Origin of the sequence: Bradyrhizobium elkanii USDA 76 (assembly GCF_023278185.1) — a bacterium.
In the GTDB taxonomy this organism is placed as follows: domain Bacteria; phylum Pseudomonadota; class Alphaproteobacteria; order Rhizobiales; family Xanthobacteraceae; genus Bradyrhizobium; species Bradyrhizobium elkanii.
Genome location: NZ_CP066356.1, coordinates 1952642 through 1976073, shown reverse-complemented (window position 1 = coordinate 1976073; position 23432 = coordinate 1952642). Strand labels below are relative to the sequence as shown.

The window sequence follows — 23432 nt, the reverse complement described above, 5'->3', positions numbered from 1 at the left end:
CCTAGGGCGGCGTCGACGCGACCGCGGCCGGCGGCAACTTCGTCGCTTTCGCAGTGGCGGCACCGACGCTGAGCTGGCCGGTCCTACGCCAAAGCAGCAGCCCTGCTCCGCCGCCGATCGTACAGATCGCAAGCAGCACAATTTCCCCGCGCCCCAATCCTCCAGAGATCAGCGCGTAGGGCAGCATGCCCAGCCCCATCCAGAAGAGCTTTTGCCACTGGTAGGAGTCGTACCTCTTGCCAAGATTGCGACGCTTGAACCACAGATCTTTCGCTTCGCGCGAAAACGGAAGAACACGTCGGCACACGGCCGGCACAAGGCGAAGCGCGAGCAGCAGGGCGAGAAACATCGTCAACGCGACCACGATACGATCGTCGCCGCCTGACAGCAGTCGGAACACCGGCAGAATGCAAAGGCCGAGGGCGATCCTCAGGAATGCCCCTGCGGGCCACGTGTCCAAGTTAATCAGGAAGCGCTCAAAGGAGGTCATGGGCGTGATCCAGGATCAGGAGTTGACTTGCAGTCGTACAATGCCGAAATCGCGCAGCAAGGACCACGCGAGTTGCAGTGGCCGCGTGATCCTGAAGACCCCGACCACGACAGTCAGGTAGGCCGTCACACAGATCACGCTCGCGACGGGAATTCGCAGCAACCGCGGCAATTCCTGCAGGAATGCCTCCTGTATCGAGAACGCGACCGCTACGGCGACCAGCGCGGCAATGGTCTGCGGCGCTGTGGCGCGCAGGACGTCCCCGACGCTGATCCCGACAGGCCTGCCGGCGTAGACGAGCGCAGGAACGAACAGCACAAACATCGTGACTGTGTAGGCGATCGTCACGCCGACCACGCCGAACGGCAGTCCGGCTGCAAGCGCAACCAATTGGCAGATTGCACTGAAGATGCCCCATCGCATCCACCGATCGGGACGCCCGACCGCGACATGCACCCAGCCGAGAGTTCGCTCGATGCAGTCGGCAATGCCGCGAATGGCGAGGATGCAGAGCAAGGGGCCCGCGGGAGACCATTTCTCTCCGAGAAGTACGATCACGATGTCATGAGCGCTCACGGCAAGGGCCGCAAAGGCAGGCCCCGAAAAGTAGCAAAGCAATGACAGCGCGCCTTCCCAGGAGCGCTTCAGTTCGGCCGCACTGTGCTGGAGCTTACTCAGTCCCGAAACCGCGATGTTATGCAACGGCTCACTGAGAATCGACAGCAGGTTGTTGTAGATCGTGAAGGCGTTCTGAAAATAGCCAAGCGGCCCTGCACCGAGGAAATACCCCATCGCGATTCTGTCCGCCGAACGAGCGAAGTAATCCGTCATGGTGAAGCCGGTGACTCCCAGCCCGAACCGCAGCAGTTCCTTGACCATAGGCGTGAGCCTGGGCCTGCCCGGTATCCATCGACAGGCGGTCCAGGCTCCGACGACGGTCAAAGCCGACGTTATGATCGGCTTGGCGATCAGCGCCCAGTAGCCCCAGCCCGAAAGCGCCAGTCCAACGCTTGCAGCGCTTCCGATGATGTTCGCCGATATGTCGATCATCGCGATGCGGCGAAACTGCATTGCCCGACGCATCAGCGCATAGTGTTGCGTCGACAAGGCCATCATCAGGAAGGTCACCGATAATGCCAACGCCATGCCCGCGAGCGATGGCTCGCCGAAGGCACGCGCTATCCACCGACCAGACGCAGCCAGCACGACAGCCAGCACGACGCCGATCAGAACATTCAGCCAGAACAACGTGCTGACCTCGGCGCGCGAGATGCTGCTCCGCTGGGCGGAGGCCTCGCTCATCCCGAGATCGACGAAAAGGGGCGCGAAGCCGATCAGGGCCAGCATCATGGCCACCAACCCGAAATCGTGCGGCCCGAGCAGTCGCGCCAGTACGATCGTGGAGGCCAACTGAACGAAGATATTCAGTCCGCGCGCAGCAATGAACGCCACGCCGCTGTGCAGCGACCTGCGGCCAAGGCCAGAATATGGCTTGTTGTCCGCAAAATACTGATCGGTGCGTTCGTTCCGATGCACGGGTCGTTCCCGTTCAATTCGCTGGATTCTGGCCTTGAGGTGCCCGCTCAAGCCAGATTTCCCGCCAATAGGGATAGATGGCGCGCGGGCAGAAGCGGCGGCAGATCGCATAGCGCGCCTCACACACGACATCCTTCAGGATGATCGCGTCCGTCTTGAAACGGACCATCTTGCACGAACCTTCGTCGATGATCTGCTTTTGACGCCTCTCGACCTCGTACTCGCGTTCGGTGAACGGCACCATCTCCGGATCGAAATACAGGCCGCGGTTGCGGTAGTTGCAGTCCAGTGTTTCGAGGATGTCCTTATACGGCTTGACGCGCACGACGTCGCCCACCTGCAGATCAAGCCGGGACTGCGGGACCTTGCTCCCCTCCGGCACGCCGAAGGGCCTGATTGGATAAGGCACGCCACCTCTCATGCGCTGGAATGTGTCGTAGATCCAGCGCATCGCGGTGCCGATGCCCAGCCCCGCTTCGGTGACCGTACGCCAGACCGAGAACGTCAATCCGGCGACGAGATCCTGCAGCCGAACGTTACCCGAAGTGTAGTCCTCGACATACTGACGCGGATCCCACCACTTCAGGGGTTGCGTGGCGAATTTTACCTGTGTGTTCTGGCAAACGTAGGTCGGCTCGGTTTCGCCCACCTTCGGCGGATGCTTGATCGTGCTCCACAGCGTTTCCTCGCTGCAGCCGCCAGACCTGGACGGCTTGCCCGAGCCATTTGGCGACGGCCCTTTCTCGCCCGCCGGCTTCAACCAGGCGTCCTTCCAGAATATCAGACAGGCCGCCTCGCAGCCGTCATGAGCCGCGCCGTTGCAGCGGATGTTCTCGAGATGGACCGTGTTCAGCATCTTGCGCCCGCCGATACCGAGCGCGGGATCGCAGGTCTTGTGAGCTCGCTTGCCGACGCGAAGCGTCTTGCCGCAATGCTTCAGCATCTCGGGCATGAAGGGCATTTCCTCCAGGCGGCCGTTGGCATCCAGCGTCGCGAGGATCTCCTCCTTGCTTCTGACCTCCACCAGGTCACCAGCGCGAAAGATACTTGAGAATAACATGCTCATATCATGCGCCTTGAGATAAATCCTGCAATCAGAACTTCACCGGCTGCGTGACGTCCGCGCAACCATCGTCAGATCAGTGTCAACTTTCGCCCGAAAAATGCCTCGGCGAAGCGTTCCGTAGCCCTGCACTCCATGCCCCGAATCCGTGCGAGGCCGCGAAAGGTGTCTGCATCGAACCACTGCTTGGATCGCTGCGTCCCGAAATGCTTGAGCAGGAGTTCAATCTTACGATCGAGCGCCGCCGCCGATACCGGCATGTAAACGTTGGGTTGACCGAAGTCGCCATCCCACTTCGGAATCTCATATTCCAGAATCTGATGATCACGAAACGTGTTCCAGGTCAGGCGGCAGACCTGGCGATGGTCCTGATGGGCATCATCCCTGCGATGCGTCAGAATGACGTCGGGCTCGACCCGCCGCTTCAGCGATTCAAACCATTCCTTGATGGCTTCTCCCCTTTCCGGGAAGAATCCATCGGGAAACGACAGCACCTCGACATTCGCGGATGCAGCCTCGCACAAGAAGTCGGCCGCCGATGCTCTGGCCTCAGCCTCCCGTATGGCGCCACCGCTTAGAACGCACCAATGCACGTCCAGTTTGATACCGCGCTCGATCAGCCCCAGCAGCGTCGCTCCCGCGCCGATTTCGATATCATCCGAATGGGCGCCAAGGCACAGCATCGACAGCTGGTCTCCGGGCCTGGCAAGCTGCAATGCTCTCATTCCGGTTACGCCGCGCTGGCTACCGACGAGTGATTCAGCCGCCACGGCGTGTCGCCGCGCTCCACCATGTCCTCCAACACTTGTCTGTCGCGCAAGGTATCCATGGCGCGCCAAAAACCCTCGTAGCGATAGGCCATGAGGTGACCGCCCTCGATCAGACGGTTGAACGGTTCCTGGACGAGCTCTTCTCCCTCCTTGATGTAGTCGAAGATTTCGTTACGGAAGATGAAATAGCCGCCGTTAATCCAGATCTCGGACTCCTGGCTGGAGCGAATCCGCTGCACCGACCCTTGGGCATCAAACTCGGCAAGGTGGAAGCTGATCGGCGGATGAATCGCCACAAAGCAACCGATCTTTCCGCTTTCCTTGAACTTCTGGATCATGTCAGGCAGTGGCGCGTCGGTCAGCCCGTCGCTGTAGTTCGCAAAGAACATCTCCTCGTCCTTGACGAGATGGCGGACGGCCAGCAAACGCTGCCCGATGTTGCGCCATGTCCCCGTATCCACCAGCGAAACCCGCCAGTCCGGCTGATGTTCGCCGATCAGCTCGACCTTTTTGCCGTACTCCGAAATCACGCAGTCGCTGTTCGCAGTCGCGCGATAATTGAGGAAGTAATCCTTGATCACGTTCGCCTTGTAGCCAAGGCACAATACGAAATCATTGTGATCGTATTGGCTGTAATACTGCATCACATGCCAAAGGATCGGCTGATGGCCGATCGGGACCATCGGCTTCGGTATGCTCTCCGAGTACTCGCGGATCCGCGTACCGAGACCGCCGCAAAAAAGGACAACCTTCATGGCGCAACCTCACGCGGATCAATGATTTCGACGTTAGGAATCGGAACGATGAACTTGCAGCCCCAGTCCGCGACATGCCGCATTTGCGCGACGATTTCCCTCTTCAAATTCCAGGGAAGGATGAACAGGTAGTCGGGACGGACCTCGTCGATGGCTTCGACCGCGAGGATCGGAATGTGCATTCCCGGCGTATAGCGGCCGTGCTTGTAGGGGTTGCGGTCCACGGTGAAGTCGAGGAAGTCGGTACCGATGCCGCAGTAGTTGAGCAACGTGTTGCCTTTGCCGGGAGCGCCATAGCCGCAGATCCGCGCCCCCTTGTTCTTGCTCGCGATCAAGAACGATAGCAGTTCGCGCTTGGTGCGATGAACCCGCGATGTAAACTGCTCGTACTGACCTATATCTTCCAGGCCGACCCGACGCTCATGCGCCAGCAGTGCGGTCACCGCGGCGGAGACGGCGTAAGTCGCGTCGGCGCGGCATAGATAGACGCGAAGCGAGCCGCCATGCGTTGGGATCTGCTCGACGTCGAAAACCTTCAGATCGTGCCGCCGCGCCAGACGATCGATCGTCACCAGCGAGAAATAGGAGAAATGCTCGTGGTAAATCGTATCAAACTGATTTTCGTCGATGAGCCGCTCAAGATGCGGGAATTCGAGCGTAATCACGCCTTGCGGCGCGAGCAGGCAGGCCATTCCGGCGGTGAAATCGTTTAGATCCGGAACCTGTGCCAGCACGTTGTTGCCGATAATCAGATCGGCGCGCTTGCCATCCGACACCAGCTTCTGCGCCAGCTCCAGGCCGAAGAACTCGACCATTGTCGGGACGTTCTTCTGCCTAGCAACTTCGGCTACGTTGGCCGCCGGCTCGATTCCCGTGACCGGCACCCCGAGCGGCAGGAAGTGCTGCAACAGGTAGCCGTCGTTGCTTGCGACCTCGTAGACGCGGCTCTCGGCACCAAGGCTCAGCCTGGCCTTGATCATCTCACAGTAGCGCCGCGCATGTTCCACCCACGACGTCGAGTAAGACGAGAAGTAGGCATACTCGGTGAAGATATGCTCCGGTTTGACGTATTCCTGGAGTTGCACCAGGAAGCAGGACTCGCAAACCACGGTGTGCAGCGGATAGTACGGCTCCATGGCGTCGATCTGGTCGGCCGTGAGAAAACTTTCGCAGAGAGGCGACATTCCCAAATCGACAAACGTCGATTTCAACGTCGCGCCGCACAGCCGGCAGTTACCGTGAGAGGATTTCGATCGAATCGATTCGAATCTCGAGTGAGCGTTCATTGGGCCGTACCATGAATATAAGATTGCCGAATATAGGATTGCCGGCGCTTAAATCGGGCTTGTTAGATCGAATTTTATCGTATGAAAGCGAACAATATGAAGCGATATCGAGCAACAAGGTAAACCACGCAGATGCTGAAAATTTTAGTAAAATTGTATAGAACTGGTCGTCGACAATTGGCCTCTCGGTCGGGAGTGGATACGTCCCATGCGCTTTGAAGCAACAGGACTTGACGGAGCGTGGCTCGTCAAAATCGAAGCTGCGCACGATGAGCGTGGCTTTTTCGCGCGCACGTTCTGCGAAGACGAGTTTCGCGCACACGGGCTCGTGACCAGATTTCCCCAGCACAGCATCTCGAGTTCCTCGCGCAGGGCGACATTGCGCGGAATGCACTTCCAGAATGAGCCGCACGGCGAAGTTAAACTCGTGCGCTGCTTGAACGGATCGATTTGGGACGTCATCGTCGATCTGCGTGCGAACTCGCCGACCTTTCGTCAATGGCGCGGCTTCGAGCTTTCAGCGGAGAACGGTTCGCAGCTCTACATCCCCAAGGGGTTTGCACACGGCTTTCAGACCTTGAGCGACAACGTTCAGGTCAATTACCTGATTTCGGAATTCTACGAGCCTTCGGCTGCTAACGGCGTCCGATACGACGATCCGATGTTCGGCATCAGCTGGCCTCTGGCCGTCAGCACGATCTCCGATAAAGACCTGAACTGGCCGCTTCAGGGTGCGTGATCGCTTACCACACAGGCGCGAGCAACTCGTGGCGCTCGAGCACCTTTGCCGTCTTCAGAATGATCGGGAACGGCAGGTCGGCACGCCTGGCGATATCAAGCAGCGAATGGTGTCCATCGGACAGATTTAGAATCCACAGCATCGCCATGTTGGCTGCGGCGGCGTCCTTGTCGCCGCCGATCGCACCATAGAGTCCGCGTCTACCCAGCTGCGGTTCGCCCCTCGGCGACGTGTTATAGTAGCTGCGGTTGCCTTCGAGCAGGTCGATGACTTCGGAAATGATGCGGAAGGAGTCCCCGAGGTGCTCCGGCCGAATGAAGCTCAGGTCGTCGGCCGAGGTGTGATACTGGGAGATAGCACCGAAGCGGCTGCGCTGAAACAATCCCACCGGCAGGTTGAACCCCGGCGAACAGTATTGCCGCTCATCATAGCCGTAGGGCGAAAACTCCAATATCGTCGGCGTCAGCTTGCAATGCTGCAGCGTGTGCATCATTGCACGGTCGATTTCGGCATCGCCCTGCCTGCTCTTCTTGTATGTCGGACCAGCGCCGTCTCCGACCATTGATACCACGAGGCCATGCTTGATGCGAGACACACGATGCTCGTTGCGGGCAAGCCAGGTGATCGCGCCAATCGTTCCTGGCGCAAAGAGAAACCGATAGCTGTATCGCGTTCGCATCTGGGAGATGCGGCTTGCAAGCTCCGCAAGCAAGGCCAGGCCCGAACAGTTGTCATTGGCAAGCGAGGGATGGCAAACATGCGCCGATAGAAGCACCTCGTCGTCCGACTCTCCCAGGTGAAAATACTCACCATAGGTCAAATGCCCGTCGGCGAGGGTCGAGTCGATCACGACCTCGTAGGTATTGTCCCGCAGTTGCTCCAACTGTCGGTGGGCCATGCAGAAAGCCCAGTTTTCCTGGTAGTAAGACGTTCGGTACGGGATCAGGTCCGGCTGATCGGGCAATGTGAAGATGTGGGACTTAAGCTCGTCCAGCGACATGGTGCGACACACCGGCACGCTGTAGCTCATCACATGCAGGTTCGATTCGTTGAGATCGACGACCTTCCGGCCCCGCGGGTCCTTGATGTACGCGTCCCGGATGTTCCACTCACGCGGCACGACCCAGTCGAGAACGGGTGTACCGGTCGGCACCTCGTGGACATCAAGGGGGATGTGCGCGCCGATCTCCCGAAGGGTCTGCCGCACACCGTTACCGGTGATGCTGCGGCAGATCGGGTAGATCCTTTGCGCAAGCGCAAAGATCTTTGCGCCTGAACTCGTGCCATCGTCTGCCGCCGACACGCCGTCCTCCTGGTGTGTCAAATCGATCGGCGCGTGTATTAGTTCGCGACGAGAGCCGATTGCCCGACACTCTGCCTCGACTCTACATGGCGGAGATCCGCATCGAGCGCACCGTCCGCCAGCAACTTGTTGACGTGGCTGATGCGCTGATACCTGGGACCTTCGAACTCTTCGAGCGTGATGCCCGAGGCCCGGTAGGCCTGATAGAGCTGCTCCGCCCCCATCTTCGCATCCCATTGCGGCTTGAACTCCGGCAGCCGGGTTCGGATCTTCTCGAAGCTCACGCGATAGGACCGGGTGTCGGGACCGGCGCCATCGGCAAATTCGATCTGACAGCCAGGGACGACATCGGCGACGATCTTCGCGAGATCACGGATCTGGTAGTTGTGCGCCGTCTGGCCGACGTTGAAGGCCTCATTGAACACCGCCGCCTCGGGAGCTTCCATTGCCGCGATAAAGGCGCGGGAGATGTCCTCGATGTGGACGATGGGCCGCCACGGCGTGCCGTCCGACTTCAAGAGGATCTTTCGCGTTGTCACCGCCCAGGCAACGAGATTGTTCAGCACGACATCGAATCGGAGCCGGGGAGATACGCCGTAGGCCGTTGCGGGCCGCAGGTAGACCGGGCAAAATCCGTCACCGGAGAGGCTGGCGATATCGCGCTCCGACTGTACCTTGGATTCGCCGTAGGCCGTCACCGGGTTGAGCGCTCCGGTTTCGTCGATCATCCCGTCGCCCGCCTTGCCGTAGTTGCTGCAGGAGGACGCAAACACGAACCGTCGCACACCGGCTTGCTTGGCCAGTTGCGCGAGGCGCACGCTGGCTACATGATTGATCTGATCGGTAAGGCCAGGCCTCAGATTGCCGAGCGGATCGTTCGACAGCGCAGCAAAATGCAGGACCGCGTCGAAACCCTTCAGGTCCGAAAGTTCGACGTCTCGCGTGTCCTTGCGGATGGCCGGCACATCCACGATCGACCCGCCTTCTGCAAATGTGCAGCGAGAGTACAGATCGCTGTCGAGGCCCACGACTTCGTGCCCGGCACGCCCTAGCATCGGGGTAAGCACTGTTCCGATGTAGCCGAGATGTCCGCTCACGAGAACGCGCATCTTAACGCCTCCAAATTTATTGTGTTTCTATCCCCCTTACTTATTTCAAAATCGCTCGTTGATGCACGTGTTTGTAAAACCTTAGTTAATGGCGTGCATCGAAATTGCAGGAGCGATCCGCTCAAGACGACGGGAAATGGTTGAGCCGCACGCCATGATCGTTGACGTCGCTGGCAGCGGCGCCAGCCGAGAGACGCCGCAGCAGCGCTTGGGGAACTCTGCGTAGTTGCCGGTGAAGCCGGTAACGAATGGTGGAACGGCTGACGTCGAAGCGATTGGCCAGTTCTCCGCCGAACGCCACAACGAACTTGTATCGCGCCTCGTTTTCGATTCCGCCATCGAAATCGAAATGAAGGCCCCGCTCGTGCGCCAGCTCGATGCCACTCCAGAGGAGCAGACTTACCGAGCCTGGATGCGCAATGCTCCTGTCCCGCGACGACAGGAAATAGTGCACGAACTTGTGGTCCCAGACGAAGAATACCTGGGCGTGAACGTTGTTGTTCGAGTCCACCGCCGCCAGGATCTTGCATTGCTGTCGCTCGCTCGCGGCGGCATAGACAGCTTCCAATCGCGAGAGGTCGAAATACGACTTCGCGCCCTCCAGGTTGGCCTGGTAATACTTCACGAAGTATTTTGCGGACGTGACTTCGCGAATGGCGAGCCGTTCCCGTGCGCGTCGTATCACGTTCTTCGTCTTGTCGCGCAATCCCGACCAGAGCTCGTCTCGGGGGCTCGTGCATTTCAGCATGAAAGTCGGATGCGCCCGCACCTCGTAGCCGCACGCGAGGAACGCGGCCACATCACTGAACCCGGTATCGAGCGTCATCTCGACGTGATCGAAATCCGCGACCTGCTTGAGCAGGTCAGTGATGACCGCATGCGCCAACCGCATGCGCGCTTCCGTCTTGCCGGACTGCAGCGTGACTGTCGGTCCGAGAAAGCGCGTGATTTGAGGCATCTCGCAGATGCTCATCCCGCCTTCAGTACGCGTGACGAACCGGAGAGAACCCACGACGCGCCCGCCACGCGAACAAGTGACTTCGCGCCAGCTACCGGGAGCCAGCGCATCCAGCCACCAATCCTCGTGAAAGACCGATTTGCGCATCAAATTCCTCTTCCGGAGACTAACCGGATAGCGAAATGGCAATCTGATTAAACCAAAACGTGCAGAAATGCCCAACGTCCGCGCGGATCAGAAGGCCCTAGCTTCTATTGTAGTTAACGACGTCTGCTGCATTTAAATCGGGGCGCTGGCCTAGTTAACCTCTGAGCTCGTCGCCAGTCAGGTGACGCATTGACGCAATGATGCGCCCGTTCGAAACATGTTTAATCATTGTCACGCGATACATATTCACTGCGGACTTTTGCGCGCCGATCCATCCAAATTCGGCTGCACGAACGGCGTGCCGGCGTCATAGCGCGCCTTGGCCGGAAGCACATGAAGCTTCGTCTCTCCGAGCGGATCCACCCAAGGCCAATCGTATCCGCGCCCGGCGTCGAAGAACGCGGGACGGCCTGCGAGGTACATGGAAGCAGGCAAGGCGCGATCGCCGCTTCCGGAATCCCAATGCGTTTTGTTGGTGAGGTAATCAAAATTGCCATATCGAATCGTGGACGCCGCAACCTTTGCGTCCGTCGGATATGGCTTCACAGCGTCCCAGCCGAGCATCCAGACGCCGGGCTTTGCGTCGGTAAACCGAGTTTCGTACGACCAGCCGCTCATCTGACCGGGAATCCCGAGCACATTTCCTATGAAAGACATCCAGTAGGAATACGCCATCAGGCCGGCGGCGCGCCGCGGCCCATTGCGGAGCTGCGACAGATCATCGATCGTCCCGCCAGCCTGATTGTCGAACGTCGCCCGGACGCCACGTAGATAGTTGCGGAAAAACGTGTGGTAGATGCTGTTGCCGTGAGTGTCGTCGCTGTCGGCGTTTTGGGCGTAGTTGCCCTCGAACAAAACGTGATGGGCGCCCACCATGTGGCTGGCGTTGAGCCCGGTTTCGATCCAGGCTCCATTCGTATTGATGTAGCCCATATCCATGTAGTTGTAGCCGACCACCGAACCGGCCCCGGCGGAACGCGCCACCACCAGCTTGTTGGCCCTCACGGCGATTCCATTCTCGATCAGAACTTCCGACGATCCGGCGGAAAGACTGATGGCATATCCACCTCCGCCGGGTTGAGCCCAGGCCGCGTCGTGCACGTAGAACTCGCGCAGTTCGACCCGGAAGGAGCTGTGAATTGCAAAGCCTTCGCCGTGCCAAACCGAATTGTCGACGTTCTTCGCCCACGAAGAAGCGGCCCAATTGAAGCGAAGATTGCCCGCGTCGCCCCCCTTGAGCGCCAGATCTTCGACGCCCGCGTGTTTCACATGCGGCTGCGCGAACCGTGACAGTTGAGCTGCGTTCGCTTTCCGATAGCTGATGTGAATTGGAGTCGTGAAGGTAATCCTGGAACCGGAGACGGCACTGATCTCCTTGACCTCGGCGACGGGCCGATCAGGTCTCCCAAACCACGATCCAGCGCTTTGCGGCGTCGACGGAAACGCATCGGGTGCAAAGTCATCGACATACTGAATTGCAGGTTTGTGCTTTTGCCAGACAACTCTGAAATCTTCCGACGCCCAGATCTCCCCTCGCCCCTGCGGGTCGACACGCCAATCAGCGGCCGACGCCTCGTCGAGCAGCACGATCTGTCCAGGCACAAAGCCCGCAGCGTCGTCGACCTCGACCGTTTTGTCGCCCTTGATTGCATCATTGCGAAGGTTCGCCGATCGCACGGCATTGACCGTATCGCTCGTGCTGGAAAAGAGCGCCGGTCCCACCACGACCAGCGGAGACGGCTTGGCGCCGACTGCGTCATTGAAAGGTTTCGCGCCATCTTGCTTTTCGAGCATCGTCCGGCCCGGACCGGAGCCGCGCAGCGTGATTGCCTTGTTGAGCAGCAGGAAATTGCCGCCATTTATCAGAAACCGTCCCGCCGCCAGTTGCACGACCTGCCCTACCGGACACGCGTTGATTGCGCCCTGGATTGCCGCAGCGTCATCGAGTGTGCCGCCACGAGGCGACAGCGTCGCGCAGATGGTTTTTCGGATGGGTATCCCACCCTCGGCCCTCAGGCCGGGTTGCCAGGTCGTCGCGCGATCTGAGGGCAGTATTTCCATCGAGTCGAGAGCAAATGCGGACGAATGGCTCGAGCATGCAACGAAGATCATCGTTGCAGCCAGGCATCGCCAAGGCCGTCGCAGGGCCGTTCGCAGCGTCTGGTGAAAAGGGTTGCGCCGCGTCACGATGACCTTCCGGTTGAACATGCATCCTCTGACTCGCAGCGCCGAACCGACAGGCTTCGCGCTTGCTAGCGTGACCTCACGACGTTGACGGGAGTGGACGGCGGCCTGAACCGCGGTCCGTGTATGCGCCGCATTGCTGGACGCCTGGCTATCGCCGGGTTGGCCGCGGGACGCGCCTGCCCCCAATATCTGGCAGCTTCAACCGCGGCTATGACGAACACGACCCACAGCATTTCGAAGCCGCGCATCCACGTGCTCTCGAGACCGTTCGTAATGGCAACGTAGAGAACGATCGACAGCAGGATCCATGCCCGCGAAAGATCAAAACGCGCCAGGCGACCGATGCCGTGTATCGTCGCAAGGATGAACGCGACAAGCAGGAAAAATCCCGCATAGCCTAGTTCAAGCAATGTGTCTTCATACCCATTGTGGGCGTTGGGCATGTCCTTTACCCAACCGGGCGCTTCCACGATGCTCGGTGCGTCGGGTCCAACCAACCAGAACGACTGATAACCCCAGCCCAGCAGCGGCTTCTTGGCGATTTGCATATTTGCAAAATCCCAAATGATGGTACGGCCCGTGAAAGTCGAATCGCCGTACAGCATGTACGATACGCGATTCATGCTGAAGCCGGTGACGGACGAAAAAACCATCCAGCAGATCGGTATCGACACGACAATCACCCACACCGGAACGCGGGTAGCCCTGGAAAGCTTGAGCAAGGTCCAGGCGAACGCCGGGACAAGCAGCGCAAGAGCAAGCGCCGTCTTTGAATTGCTCAGCAGCAGCAGCGCAACAGACATGAGCGCGGTAATAACGCCGAGAATCCGTCGCCGTCCGGGATGAAGCAGTTCATGGAGCGCAAGCAGGAAAGCAACCGCAGCGCATTCACCTAGATAGTTCTTGCCCGAGAAATAGCCCGGGTAGCCCCATGTGGCGAACTTCACATCGATCGGTGGCCGGCCCATGACGAACAGCATGTTCAGCACGGCAGCGATAAAGAAGCACCAGAACAAGCCCCGCAGCAGGTCGGTCGATCGACTTGCAACGATCGCCGGGAGCGCGATCGAGGCAATGATCATGGCCTGCTGCGCAAACCTGATCCCCGAAGCCTCCGGCTTGAATGCCCAGGCAACACTCGCACCCGCCAGCGCAAGATAGGCAAACAGTATGATCAGGATCGGCGGAAAGCGAAGTCGCGACCGATTGCGCAGCGCAATGACGAGCGCCACTGCGGACAGGATCGGCCAAAAGATTTTGCTCTCGGGTCGAGCTTCCAAAAGACAAGCCGAGTCCGTTGGACTACAGGTCACGAGGATCAGGGGAAACGCAATCGTGGCGTAGACACAGGCCAGCAGAGGAATGATCGCGTATCTGTCGATTACCCGGCCGGACGGAGCCGCCAAGCCTGGTCGCTGAGAACGCAATACGGCTTCGTACATGCTCGGTGCCCGTCAGCTCCAGTCGCGAAGGCAGCACGCTGACCGTTAATCGCCTGCCTTGCCCGATCGCGTGGCCGCGCAGCGATACGATCAGCTTCTCAATGCATTGGCGCCAACACGTACTCAGGCACGGCTCCGAGCACCAACGATATGTCAAATCTTCCTGAATTTTTATAGTGAACGCTTCGTTAACGCTTGTCCCCTAGCGTGGCGCAAGGGGCGGGCTGTTTCGCTTGCTCGCTTGATATTCGGGAAATTGTGGACGTCGCGTAAACGCATGTTTAATCGGGTAAATTTCGTCCAGGCCTTTGTCCGGCAGCATGGCCGTCGATGCCGAACGGCGACGATCGTAAGCTGCGCGCAAGCAAGCGCGAAGAGGAGACGGGCGTTTACCAAGACTGCGTTCGTTAATCTTCGTTAACCAGGGTTCAGTCGTGCCGAGAAGTGCAGGCAAGAGTAGTCAACGAACGCCGTGCCTGCCCCCTCGTGAAGTGGCGCCGGTGCATTCGGCTGGCAATTCCTCGCGTCTCAGTGGCCGCCTATTGGGCGCCCTGGCCATCACAGCGACAATCGCGCTCGCTGGCTGCTCGACCATGCCGACCTCGGGACCGGCAAGCTCCTATGTCCGCGCCGGGCAATCCGACCCTGAAAGCGTGCACTATGCTCTGGTGCGCCTGACGGCTGACACCGAGAGGGTCCTGGTGCGCAACTCCAGGCGGATCGACCGCGTTTTCACGGATCGCCGAGGCCCGCCCGAGATTCGCTTTGGCATCGGCGACACGGTCAGCGTGACGCTGTTTGAATCGATGGCCGGAGGCCTGTTTACTCCAACCGAAGCCGGCACGCGCCAGGGCAATTATGTCACGTTGCCCAATCAGGCCGTGAATTACAAAGGCAACATCACGGTTCCGTATGGTGGCTCGATCCGCGCTGCGGGCCGGACGCCGGAGGAAGTCCAGAATGCGATCGTGAAGTCCCTGCAGGACCGCGCGATCGAACCACAGGCAGTGGTTGCGCTGGTGGACCAGAAGGCAACGTCCATTAGCGTATTGGGCGAGGTCGGAACGCCTGCACGCTTGCCTGCAAGCGCCAGCGGCGAGCGGCTGCTCGACATCATCACGCGCGCGGGCGGCCCCAAGAATCCCGGCTTCGATACCTGGGTGACCCTCGAACGCGACGGCCGGCAGGGTACCGCACCGTTCGGATCGCTGCTCAGCCAACCGGCAAACAACATCTTCGTTCGCCCGCAAGATACGGTGTATGTGTTCACGCAGCCGCAGACCTTCCTCGCGATGGGCGCCTCCGGGCAACAGGGGCAGTTCTCGTTTGGGGCTTGGCGCCTGACGCTAGCCGAGGCCATGGCGAAGGCGGGCGGCCTCAAGGATGATCACGCCGACCCTGGGTCCGTGTTCATTTACCGCGGGGAGCCACGCGAAGTTGCCAAGCAGCTCGGCGTCGACTGCACTCGCTATAGCGGGCCCCTTGTCCCCGTTATCTATATTCTCGATTTGAGAGATCCCGGAGGCTACTTCATCGCGACAGAATTCGAGATGCGGAATAAAGATGTCATCTTCGCGTCCAACGCAACATCTGTCGAAGCGACCAAGTTCATGACTTACCTTCGGATGATCATCGGCACCGTGAGCGATCCAATCGTTGCTGGGATCGATGCCTACACGCTGAAGGGACTCGCCAACGGCAGCATCTCCGGCGCGACAACCATCGTTACGTCGTCCCGATGACAACAATTGGCCTGGCGGAATCGGCCGCCGCGGCAAGTATGCTGCCGGCAACCGAATCCGCCGAGGTAACTGCCCGCGATCGGTGGCCCCGCTTTCAGGGACACATTCCTGCGCTCGACGGAGTGCGGGGACTTGCCATCGTGATGGTGATGCTACTGCACTTCGTCGGCAATACGTTACCGACCAACGCTGTCGAGAAAATCGTCGTCGGAATCACCAACTACGGCTCCTATGGCGTCGAGCTGTTCTTCGTCCTGTCCGGCTTTCTCATCACCGGCATCCTCTATGATTCACGGGAGGAGCCCAGCTTCTTTCGTAATTTCTACATACGGCGAGTACTGCGCATTTTTCCGCTCTACTATGGCGTACTCGCGCTCGTCTTCTTCGTCGCTCCGCTTTTGGGCCCGCTGCGTGGTCCGACCCTCGACTATCTGATAGATCGTCAGGCCTGGGCCTGGCTGTACGGGGTCAACATCTACATCGCATGGAACGGTGACTGGTCATTCTCGTATCTGGAGCATCTCTGGTCGCTTTGCATCGAGGAGCATTTCTATTTCTTCTGGCCGCTCGTCGTATATCTGGTCGCGAAGCAACCGAGAAAGTTGATTGCGGTCAGCCTTGGCCTATCGGTCGCTGCGATGCTCGCTCGCTTGGGCGGCTCCCTGGCCGGACTTAGCTGGTGGACAACCTATGTGTTGACACCGTTTCGCCTGGACGGTCTGGCCCTCGGCGCATTCCTCGGCGTGGTCGTCCGACAACCGGGCGGACTTCAGCGACTTGTGGGCGCCCTTCCCTACGTTGCGACCACTGCATTTGCCTTGCTTTCCCTGACTTTCGTCTGGACGCGCCTGGTGACGGACCAAGGTAACGCTTTCGTCCTTCCGGTTCGGTCTTCCATCATCACCGTGCTGTTGGCTTGTCTCCTCATCTGGGTGCTTGTTGTCCCAAAGCGTTCCTTGGTATCGCGCCTTTTCTGCAGCCGACCACTGATGTTTCTCGGGACCTATAGCTACGGCCTGTACGTCTACCATCACTTCATATCGTACTATCTTGTGACTCATCGAACCGAATTGACACTCGGCGGATGGCTTGGCTCACACAGCGCAGCCGTGGCAATACAGGCGACAGCGGGCGCGCTCGTCTCGCTGCTAATCGCCTATCTGAGCTATGAATTCGTCGAAAAGCGCTTCCTGGAACTGAAGCGGTTCTTCAACGCTCGACGCCCCGTTGCTGCTGGCGACGCGTTGGCACCTTCCCATCCGTACCGCAACTGATCGCGAGTCTCGTACGGTAGAAGCTCTCGAGAGCGCGAGCTGCTGAACTCCAGGCATACTTGCTTTCCGCCAAATGCCTTGCGGAACGTCCGAGATCCGCAGCGCGATCGGCATCACCCAGCAAGCCGCTGACACGGGCGGCAAAGCTCTCGACATCGTCCGCGATCATGATGTCGCGATCCGGCATGGCCTCGATGCCCTCGGCGCCCAGGGTTGTCGAGACGATTGCCTTGCCCATCGCCATAGCCTCGACAATCTTGAGCCGTGTCCCGCCTCCCAATCGCAGAGGGACGACGACAACTGCGGCCTCGGCAAGATGCGGTCTCAGATCCGGCACGAACCCGGTGAACTCGATTCGGGGCCCCGCCAGCGCCAACAAGGCAGGTGGCGGCGACCCGCCAATGATCTTGCAACGCGCATCCGGATGGTTGGCCGCGATCCGCGGCCATATATCGTTGACGAAGTGGATGACACCGTCGACATTCGGTGCATACGACAAGAGGCCAAAGAATACGACGGTGCGTCCGTCGGGCCTCGGATCGTCGGCACGCGGGCGATAGAACTCGATATCCGCGGCATTGGGGATGACGGCGGTCCTGGCTTCCGGCACTTCTTCAAGCAGCCGTCGTTCGTCAGCAACGCTGCACAGATAGACGCCATCTGCGTCACGATAGGTCCCGAGTTCCTCCTTCCGAAGCTTGCGCCAATTGACCTCGGAATACAGGCGACGAGGCAGGCTGTCGCCGCTTTGGGCGTACTGGCGGGCAAGGTCGTAATCGATGTTGTGAGAATCCACGACCAATACCGGAAGCTGCTCTCCTGCCGGCGCCTTGCGCAGCTCGTAGTGACCAAGGAACGTGAACTCGAGATTAACCACGTCGAAGCGCGTCGACCCAAGCAAGTCGTCCAGCGTCTGCCGCACTACGTCTGCCGTGATTCGCAAACGCTCGAAGCTGAGGGGCGATACCAGGGAGCGCAGTTGAAGCAGGCGCTTCGGCATCCCATCGCGACCAAACGGGTTACGCACGAGCACCACCTTGCGGCAGTAGGCCTGCATGGCAGTTCGGCATTCCTCGATGTCGTGCTCATCATCTACGAGCATGGCTGCCGTCAGGTCATGGCGCCGAGCCAGCTCCGTCATCAAGCCGTGCATGCGTGCCTGCGCGCCTATGCGCGGCGGGCTCGCAGGCATCTGTGACACGAAGAGAACATTTAGGCGGTCTGAGTGCATCGATCCAAACCTGCCTGCCGACATCGACAGGTGCTGAGATGCTCGCTGGGGCCCACATTCACATAGCTCGGCTTACTCAATGCTTAAGCCTGAGCTTTGCGTTAATAGTTGCCTCGTTCCTCTTAACGAAACAATGATAGAAAGGCGGCGTATCCATTTATCCGCTCGGATTTTCGATTTAGAAACATTGCCGAAGCAGTCTTGGTAGGTCCTCCACAACGTTAGCTCGTGCGGGCCAGCTCAAGCCGCAAAGGCGACGATTGAATGTGCGGTATCTCGGGTATCATCGGCCGGCTTGACGAAAACAACCGGGCTGCGCTCGCTCGGATGAGCAAGGCCATGATCCATCGCGGGCCGGACGGCCACGGCTCGTGGACTTCAACGCCGGACGCCCGCGGCTGGGGTGTCATGCTTGATCACCGCCGTCTTTCGATCCTTGATCTGTCGTCCGCCGGTGCCCAACCGATGGTGGACGATACAACCGGGCACGTGATTTCGTTCAACGGCGAAATCTACAACTACGTCGCCCTGCGCAAAAGCCTCGAGAGCGAAGGGCAATCTTTTCGGTCGAGCGGCGACACCGCCGTCATGCTGCGGGCACTCGGCCTGCATGGCCTGGAGGCAGTCGGATTGCTGCGCGGCATGTTCGCATTTGCAAGCTGGGATCCGCAACAGCGACGACTTCTGCTTGCACGTGACCAACTCGGCATCAAGCCGCTCTATATCGCTCAGTCCAGCAATCCGAACACGACCTGGTCGCTGATATTTGCATCCGAACTGCGTGCATTGCTTGCCTCAGGCTTGCTCGGAACGCCACGTCTTGATCCGCAGGCGGTTGCGAGCAGCGTATGGAACGGCTTTGTTGTCGGCCCTTGCACCGCCGTTCAGGGCGTTGAACTTCTTGCGCCGGGTCACTATGCCGAGTTTGACGGGGCAGGCCGTAAGATAAGCGAGCAGGATTTCTGGCGCATCCCCGGAGAGTCGCCAAAGCCGACAATGGACGAAGCGACGCTTGCCTCGATCCTCGAAGAAGGGATGAAGCTTCACCTCGCCAGCGATGTTCCACTCGCGGTTTTCCTGTCGGGCGGCATCGATTCCTCCGCGATGGCGAATCTCGCACAACTGACCGCTGACGCCCCGGTTCATACTTTCACCCTCGCCTTCGAGGACCAGCAGTTCAACGAAGCGCCGTTCGCGAAGCAGACCGCTGCGGCAATCGGCACTCAGCATCATGAAGTGATGTTGTCCGAGCAGCGGTTCGTCGACAGTCTGGACGACGCCCTCGATAGTCTCGACCAGCCAACCTTCGATGGACTGAACGCCTATTTCATATCCCGGGCTATTCGCGAAGCAGGCTTTACCGTCGCGCTGTCAGGAACCGGGGGCGACGAGTTATTCGGCGGGTATCCGACATATCGCGATCTTCCGATCTTGCAGCAGTGGTGTCATCGGGGCCGCGCATTTCCCCGAAAATGGCAAGCCAAGGCTGCAGCTTTGTTGACTTGGCCCCTGCGACAATCCTCGCATCCCGTGCCGCCTCAAACGCGCTGGGCGAAGCTTCCGGATATGGTCGATCGTAGCGAGGATTTGCTGGCGTTGTACCAGATGGCCTACGCGCTCTTCCTCCCTGGATTTCAAGATGAATTGCTTGCACCGGATTTCGCGGGCGCGGTTGTGGACGGTCTTCCCGACGCGATGCGCCGGCGGCTGATGGCCGAAACGGCAGGCCGTACCGCAGTTTCCGCTATTAGCGTGATGGAACAACGTCTCTTTTTGGGTGAACGCCTCCTGCGCGACAACGATGCAGCAAGCATGGCCAGTTCGCTCGAGCAGCGCGTTCCGCTGGTCGACCACGTATTGTTTGAAAGCGTCGACGCCCTGTCGGACCGGGCGCGATATCAGCCCCTGGGGCGCAAAAACATGCTTCGGCGGATCGGATTGCGCGGGCTCGATCCTGCGCTCTTCGAGCGCCCAAAGACCGGCTTCGTCATGCCGTTTGACCGGTGGATTCGCCGTGGCTTGAAGGACGCCATGGATCGGACCATGCGCGATCCGCAGGCGATCGCACCTACAGGCCTAAATCCCGCCGCGGTCGAGCGACTTTGGCGGGCCTTTCTCGACGGAGCGCCAGGCATGTACTGGTCGCGGGTCTGGTCCATCTATGCGTTTGTCCGTTGGTGCCATCGCAACGGTGTTTACGCATGAATAGCGAGTGCCCTCACCGGCTTGCTCGCCGCTCACTCTGAGCATTCGTCCAATCGATCACGTCGAATTCGAGCCCTCGCTTCAGCATCTCCGCCTCAAGATCGCTGGCATGCCGCTTCCATTCGGCCGTCGACCGGACTCGGAATTTTGGATCTCTGCCGCTTGCCTCGAATTCATCGTCGGCCTCGAGCGCGCCGCGGATAGCTTCATATATCATCCTCAGGCTGGGGTCGGTGATGGCACCGCAGTTCATTGGTTTCAGTGTCTCGATCTCGTCGAAGTTTTTGTTCATGACTATGGTCGATCCGCATCTACGCGCGCGAGCGCGCCTTCGATGACCTCGATCTCCTCGCGGAGGATATCGCTCACGATCGACGGCTTGAACCCTGGTATGCTGTGCATCAGAACATCATCCAGCAATTGCTGACGATGGTGCCTCAGCTTTTCCAGGGCTTGGCGATCCTTCAACGCAATGTAGCCGGCAACGATCTGCTCGATGGCTTTCATTGGAAATGCGCTCTACAATAGGAATAACGTACTGCAATCTCTCGAATAAACTGGCCAAATCGCTTCCTGACAAGACCCCCGCCTTTGTGCTCGTGCGGTAGCGTTAACGCTCAGTCCGTAAAAGCCCGGGTCATCCACGAAATGAATCCGCCGCTTGTCGGGATCCGGCTGAAAGCGAAAAAGTAAGTTCGATCGGCCCCTGGCGGGATCGCCAGCCGGCTTTTCCTGGACGATCAGGCAAGACGATCTGCATACCTGCCCGGCAGCAAAACCGCCGCCTGGTCGAAATCGGATTGAAGGCAAAGACGAAGCAGTTGGAACAACGGCCCGCGAAGACAGCGAGACTTGGGAATGCCCTTTATCTGATCGGGTGCATTGTTGCGGCCATTTGCATCGCCACCGGCGCCATCACGGCGATCGTAATGCACAATTCAGGTGGTGTTTTTGACGTGGCGTTTGCCCCAATTGTTGGAGGCGTCATCGCCGCCCTCGGCCTCATCTCGTGGCTCATCGGCCGAGTCTGCCGCTACATCCTCTCCGGTCATTGACACAGGCTGGTTCACGACTCTCATCATCGGGATGCTGCCCTGCATTACTGCTGGGTCAATCCGTCAGAGATATTGACGGCAGACCTCGCGTCGTGCGTCAGCGGCAGTCGTGACTCTCCCTTTTGGCTCGACAAGCACTGCCGGCCCGCGCTTGGTTCTCAGTCGTTCTAGAGAGCTCGCCCGAGTTCCAAGCGAAGACAACGATCTATCCGCCCTCGCGCTGCGCCGGGACGTGATCGGTAACAGATCACCTGTGTTACGAAAGTTCCAAACTCGCCTAACGCCAATCGTCCTCGCACCCGCTGTAAGCGGCCCGCGTTTGGCACCACCTGTTGCAGCCAAGTTACAGCAATTCCGCACGTGTCTGATAGGCGATGAACTTGGGGCAGGGCCAGTACAAGAAAGTTGGAATGCAAAACATGAAGAAAATTCTGCTCGTCACCGCAAGCATGATCGCGCTCGGCGCGGTCGCGCCCGCTTCCGCGGCTGATCTCGCGCCTCAGCCCTACACCAAGGCTCCGCCCTATGTTGCTCCGACTCCGATCTACAACTGGACCGGATTCTATATCGGTGGTCACGTCGGTGGTGCGTTCGGTGGCAGCGACAACGTCCTCGCCCCCGGCTTCGGCGGTGGCAACGACGGTGTGTTCATGGGCGGCGTGCAGGCTGGCTATGATTACCAGTTCGCGCCGAGCTGGGTGATGGGTCTTGAAGCCAACTATAGTTTTCTGGATACCAGTTCGAGCTTCGCCAATCGCGGCCTTGGTTCGGTAACCGGCCGCCTCGGCTACACCTGGGGTCCGGCGCTGCTTTACGTCAAGGGCGGCTATGCCTGGGCTGACACGCGCTTCTCAAACGGCTTCGGCGGCGACGGCGGCAGTGACGGCTACACCGTCGGTGCCGGTCTCGAATACATGTTTACCCAGAACTGGTCGGGCAAGCTCGAATACCAGTACTATGACTTCGGCACCATCAACGTGCACGATAATGTCGGCGTTATCGGCAGCTTCCGCAACGACCAGCACACCATCAAGGCGGGCCTGAACTACAGGTTCAACCTGGGCGGACCGGCCGTCGCCAGGTACTGATCGCTCGCTTGACTCCAAGCGACATGAAAGCTCCGGGCCAAGCAAAGGCCCGGAGCTTTTTCGTTGGAGCGGTGGTTCCTTCCGAATTGGAAGCCTCCTGCGCCGTCGGGCTGACGCAACGCTGTGAGGCCAATGCGAGGCGACCGCGCACTACTCCAAGCATGCCGCAATCGTTGACACTGACCTCGTCGGTGGGGTCGGCGGCCCCGGTTCTCGATCACGTTGACCAAAAGCATTGTGGAGCTTGCCGCGTGACGGACTGATCTGTGACGGTATGACGCACGACGATCAATGCACCATGGAACTGACCTCCAAGGGACGATGGCAGCTCACGCTCATCGGGCTGATGGAGCGCGAACAGGAGGCCCGCTGCGAGCGGTTTGGTTCGGCTGGTGAATTGGGCGGGCCGGTTGGATTTGCCGCTGAGCACCCCGCGTTGCGGGGCTTCAGCGCCGATGCCTCATCTGTACGGCCTTCAGATAGTCGGCAACCTGCTCAGCCCAATCGGCGGGTGGGGCCACGCCGGTCACTTGCGGGCTGCGACCGCAGCCAACGCAGATCGGGTGGGTGTCGTGATCGCTCTCGAAGCTATAAGCATCCGCGCCGTCAGTAATTACGCACGGCGTCATGTCGGAGCGCTTGCGGTCGCAGCGGTTCATCATGGCCTCCGTTCCCCGGCGAGTGCCAGCCGACACACTTTGCGAGTCCAGTGCTGGATCATGAGTCGCCCACCACCGCCGAGGAGAATGCAAAGTGAGACGCATTCGATGGAACAGCAACACGCGTGAGTGTTTTGGTTGTTGATTGATTATGATGCAATCGTGACGACGGAACCGGTGCTGTTGGCACGGACTGCACATCCCATCACGAGGCGATTGTGATCTCATACGTGCATCGGATCGACCAAGCACGCGCATCGGCTCGGCCAATCCGAAATACTGGCAAAGACGGCTCCGGCGCGGCCCTCAGACAGCACGTCGGGGTCGTCGCTTGTGTCAGCGGAGCTTGCGAGATTGGCGACAGCCATGAAGTGTCATTGTCGGATATGCACG

22 protein-coding genes are annotated in these 23432 nt (G+C 59.4%); 7 read left to right on the top strand and 15 right to left on the bottom strand.

The window, feature by feature from the left end; genetic code table 11:
• Nucleotide 1 precedes the first annotated feature (1 nt).
• Genes JEY66_RS09600 through JEY66_RS09590 form a run of 3 tightly spaced genes read right to left on the bottom strand, consistent with a single transcriptional unit; the run spans nucleotide 2 to nucleotide 2882 of the window.
• Complete coding sequence (locus JEY66_RS09600) at nucleotides 2-490, bottom strand: hypothetical protein (RefSeq protein ID WP_016844245.1); 489 nt, start codon at nucleotides 488-490, stop codon at nucleotides 2-4.
• 15 nt (nucleotides 491-505) lie between these two features.
• A complete protein-coding gene (locus JEY66_RS09595; protein ID WP_210290998.1) occupies nucleotides 506-2077 on the bottom strand; it encodes a lipopolysaccharide biosynthesis protein in 1572 nt (523 codons plus the stop codon).
• Nucleotides 2040-2882, bottom strand: coding sequence for a hypothetical protein (locus tag JEY66_RS09590; RefSeq protein ID WP_129965242.1), 843 nt, complete (start codon nucleotides 2880-2882; stop codon nucleotides 2040-2042). The genes JEY66_RS09595 and JEY66_RS09590 overlap by 38 nt, the downstream gene beginning before the upstream one ends.
• Here JEY66_RS09590 and JEY66_RS09585 point away from each other — a divergent pair.
• Nucleotides 2865-3077: a hypothetical protein gene (locus JEY66_RS09585; protein WP_129965243.1), complete on the top strand. Its 213-nt coding sequence runs from the start codon at nucleotides 2865-2867 to the stop codon at nucleotides 3075-3077. The two genes, JEY66_RS09590 and JEY66_RS09585, sit on opposite strands and share 18 nt — an antisense overlap.
• A gap of 83 nt (nucleotides 3078-3160) precedes the next feature.
• Here the strand turns inward: JEY66_RS09585 and JEY66_RS09580 are convergent, their stop codons facing one another.
• The 3 genes from JEY66_RS09580 to JEY66_RS09570 are packed head-to-tail and all read right to left on the bottom strand — an operon-like array spanning nucleotide 3161 to nucleotide 5900.
• A complete protein-coding gene (locus JEY66_RS09580; RefSeq protein ID WP_018273472.1) occupies nucleotides 3161-3814 on the bottom strand; it encodes a PIG-L deacetylase family protein in 654 nt (217 codons plus the stop codon).
• Between the two features lie 5 nt (nucleotides 3815-3819).
• The gene (locus JEY66_RS09575) at nucleotides 3820-4614 is read right to left on the bottom strand and encodes a glucose-1-phosphate cytidylyltransferase (protein ID WP_018273473.1); all 795 of its coding nucleotides are present in this window, start codon (nucleotides 4612-4614) and stop codon (nucleotides 3820-3822) included.
• On the bottom strand, nucleotides 4611-5900 hold the full coding sequence (locus tag JEY66_RS09570; protein WP_050994202.1) for a class I SAM-dependent methyltransferase: 1290 nt from the start codon (nucleotides 5898-5900) through the stop codon (nucleotides 4611-4613). Before JEY66_RS09570 ends, JEY66_RS09575 begins: the two co-directional genes overlap by 4 nt.
• 208 nt (nucleotides 5901-6108) lie before the next feature.
• Here JEY66_RS09570 and rfbC point away from each other — a divergent pair, with 208 nt between their 5' ends.
• Complete coding sequence (gene rfbC, locus JEY66_RS09565) at nucleotides 6109-6639, top strand: dTDP-4-dehydrorhamnose 3,5-epimerase (RefSeq protein WP_016844240.1); 531 nt, start codon at nucleotides 6109-6111, stop codon at nucleotides 6637-6639.
• Between the two features lie 4 nt (nucleotides 6640-6643).
• Here rfbC and JEY66_RS09560 read toward each other — a convergent pair whose 3' ends face one another.
• From JEY66_RS09560 to JEY66_RS09540, 5 genes are all read right to left on the bottom strand, one after another.
• Entirely contained in the window at nucleotides 6644-7963 is a 1320-nt protein-coding gene (locus JEY66_RS09560) for a DUF4910 domain-containing protein (protein WP_016844239.1), read from the bottom strand.
• A 17-nt stretch (nucleotides 7964-7980) separates the two neighbouring features.
• Nucleotides 7981-9051, bottom strand: coding sequence for an NAD-dependent epimerase/dehydratase family protein (locus JEY66_RS09555; RefSeq protein ID WP_016844238.1), 1071 nt, complete (start codon nucleotides 9049-9051; stop codon nucleotides 7981-7983).
• 121 nt (nucleotides 9052-9172) lie between these two features.
• Nucleotides 9173-10156, bottom strand: coding sequence for a GNAT family N-acetyltransferase (locus tag JEY66_RS09550; protein WP_244620865.1), 984 nt, complete (start codon nucleotides 10154-10156; stop codon nucleotides 9173-9175).
• Nucleotides 10157-10402: 246 nt separating this feature from the next.
• The gene (locus JEY66_RS09545) at nucleotides 10403-12364 is read right to left on the bottom strand and encodes a pectate lyase family protein (RefSeq protein WP_240536866.1); all 1962 of its coding nucleotides are present in this window, start codon (nucleotides 12362-12364) and stop codon (nucleotides 10403-10405) included.
• A 44-nt stretch (nucleotides 12365-12408) separates the two neighbouring features.
• The gene (locus tag JEY66_RS09540; protein ID WP_063709272.1) at nucleotides 12409-13785 is read right to left on the bottom strand and encodes an O-antigen ligase family protein; all 1377 of its coding nucleotides are present in this window, start codon (nucleotides 13783-13785) and stop codon (nucleotides 12409-12411) included.
• 593 nt (nucleotides 13786-14378) lie between these two features.
• Here JEY66_RS09540 and JEY66_RS09535 point away from each other — a divergent pair.
• The gene (locus tag JEY66_RS09535) at nucleotides 14379-15527 is read left to right on the top strand and encodes a polysaccharide biosynthesis/export family protein (protein WP_307724573.1); all 1149 of its coding nucleotides are present in this window, start codon (nucleotides 14379-14381) and stop codon (nucleotides 15525-15527) included.
• Complete coding sequence (locus tag JEY66_RS09530) at nucleotides 15524-16801, top strand: acyltransferase family protein (protein WP_016844233.1); 1278 nt, start codon at nucleotides 15524-15526, stop codon at nucleotides 16799-16801. Before JEY66_RS09535 ends, JEY66_RS09530 begins: the two co-directional genes overlap by 4 nt.
• On the opposite strand, the gene JEY66_RS09525 is transcribed toward JEY66_RS09530, so the two are convergent.
• Nucleotides 16737-17954 (bottom strand): glycosyltransferase family 4 protein, encoded by a 1218-nt coding sequence (locus tag JEY66_RS09525; protein WP_240536865.1) that lies wholly within the window; start codon nucleotides 17952-17954, stop codon nucleotides 16737-16739. The two genes, JEY66_RS09530 and JEY66_RS09525, sit on opposite strands and share 65 nt — an antisense overlap.
• 342 nt (nucleotides 17955-18296) lie before the next feature.
• Here JEY66_RS09525 and asnB point away from each other — a divergent pair, with 342 nt between their 5' ends.
• Complete coding sequence (gene asnB / locus JEY66_RS09520; protein WP_018273476.1) at nucleotides 18297-20237, top strand: asparagine synthase (glutamine-hydrolyzing); 1941 nt, start codon at nucleotides 18297-18299, stop codon at nucleotides 20235-20237.
• Between the two features lie 13 nt (nucleotides 20238-20250).
• Here asnB and JEY66_RS09515 read toward each other — a convergent pair whose 3' ends face one another.
• Both JEY66_RS09515 and JEY66_RS09510 read right to left on the bottom strand, forming a co-directional pair.
• Nucleotides 20251-20529, bottom strand: a complete 279-nt coding sequence (locus JEY66_RS09515; protein WP_016844231.1) for a hypothetical protein — start codon at nucleotides 20527-20529, stop codon at nucleotides 20251-20253.
• Nucleotides 20530-20531: 2 nt separating this feature from the next.
• Nucleotides 20532-20744, bottom strand: a complete 213-nt coding sequence (locus JEY66_RS09510) for a hypothetical protein (RefSeq protein ID WP_016844230.1) — start codon at nucleotides 20742-20744, stop codon at nucleotides 20532-20534.
• Nucleotides 20745-21037: 293 nt separating this feature from the next.
• Here JEY66_RS09510 and JEY66_RS09505 point away from each other — a divergent pair, with 293 nt between their 5' ends.
• Both JEY66_RS09505 and JEY66_RS09500 read left to right on the top strand, forming a co-directional pair.
• Complete coding sequence (locus JEY66_RS09505) at nucleotides 21038-21292, top strand: hypothetical protein (protein WP_016844229.1); 255 nt, start codon at nucleotides 21038-21040, stop codon at nucleotides 21290-21292.
• Nucleotides 21293-21711: 419 nt separating this feature from the next.
• Entirely contained in the window at nucleotides 21712-22380 is a 669-nt protein-coding gene (locus JEY66_RS09500) for an outer membrane protein (RefSeq protein ID WP_026193306.1), read from the top strand.
• Nucleotides 22381-22826: 446 nt separating this feature from the next.
• Here the strand turns inward: JEY66_RS09500 and JEY66_RS09495 are convergent, their stop codons facing one another.
• Nucleotides 22827-23042: a hypothetical protein gene (locus JEY66_RS09495; protein WP_016844227.1), complete on the bottom strand. Its 216-nt coding sequence runs from the start codon at nucleotides 23040-23042 to the stop codon at nucleotides 22827-22829.
• Nucleotides 23043-23432 lie beyond the last annotated feature (390 nt).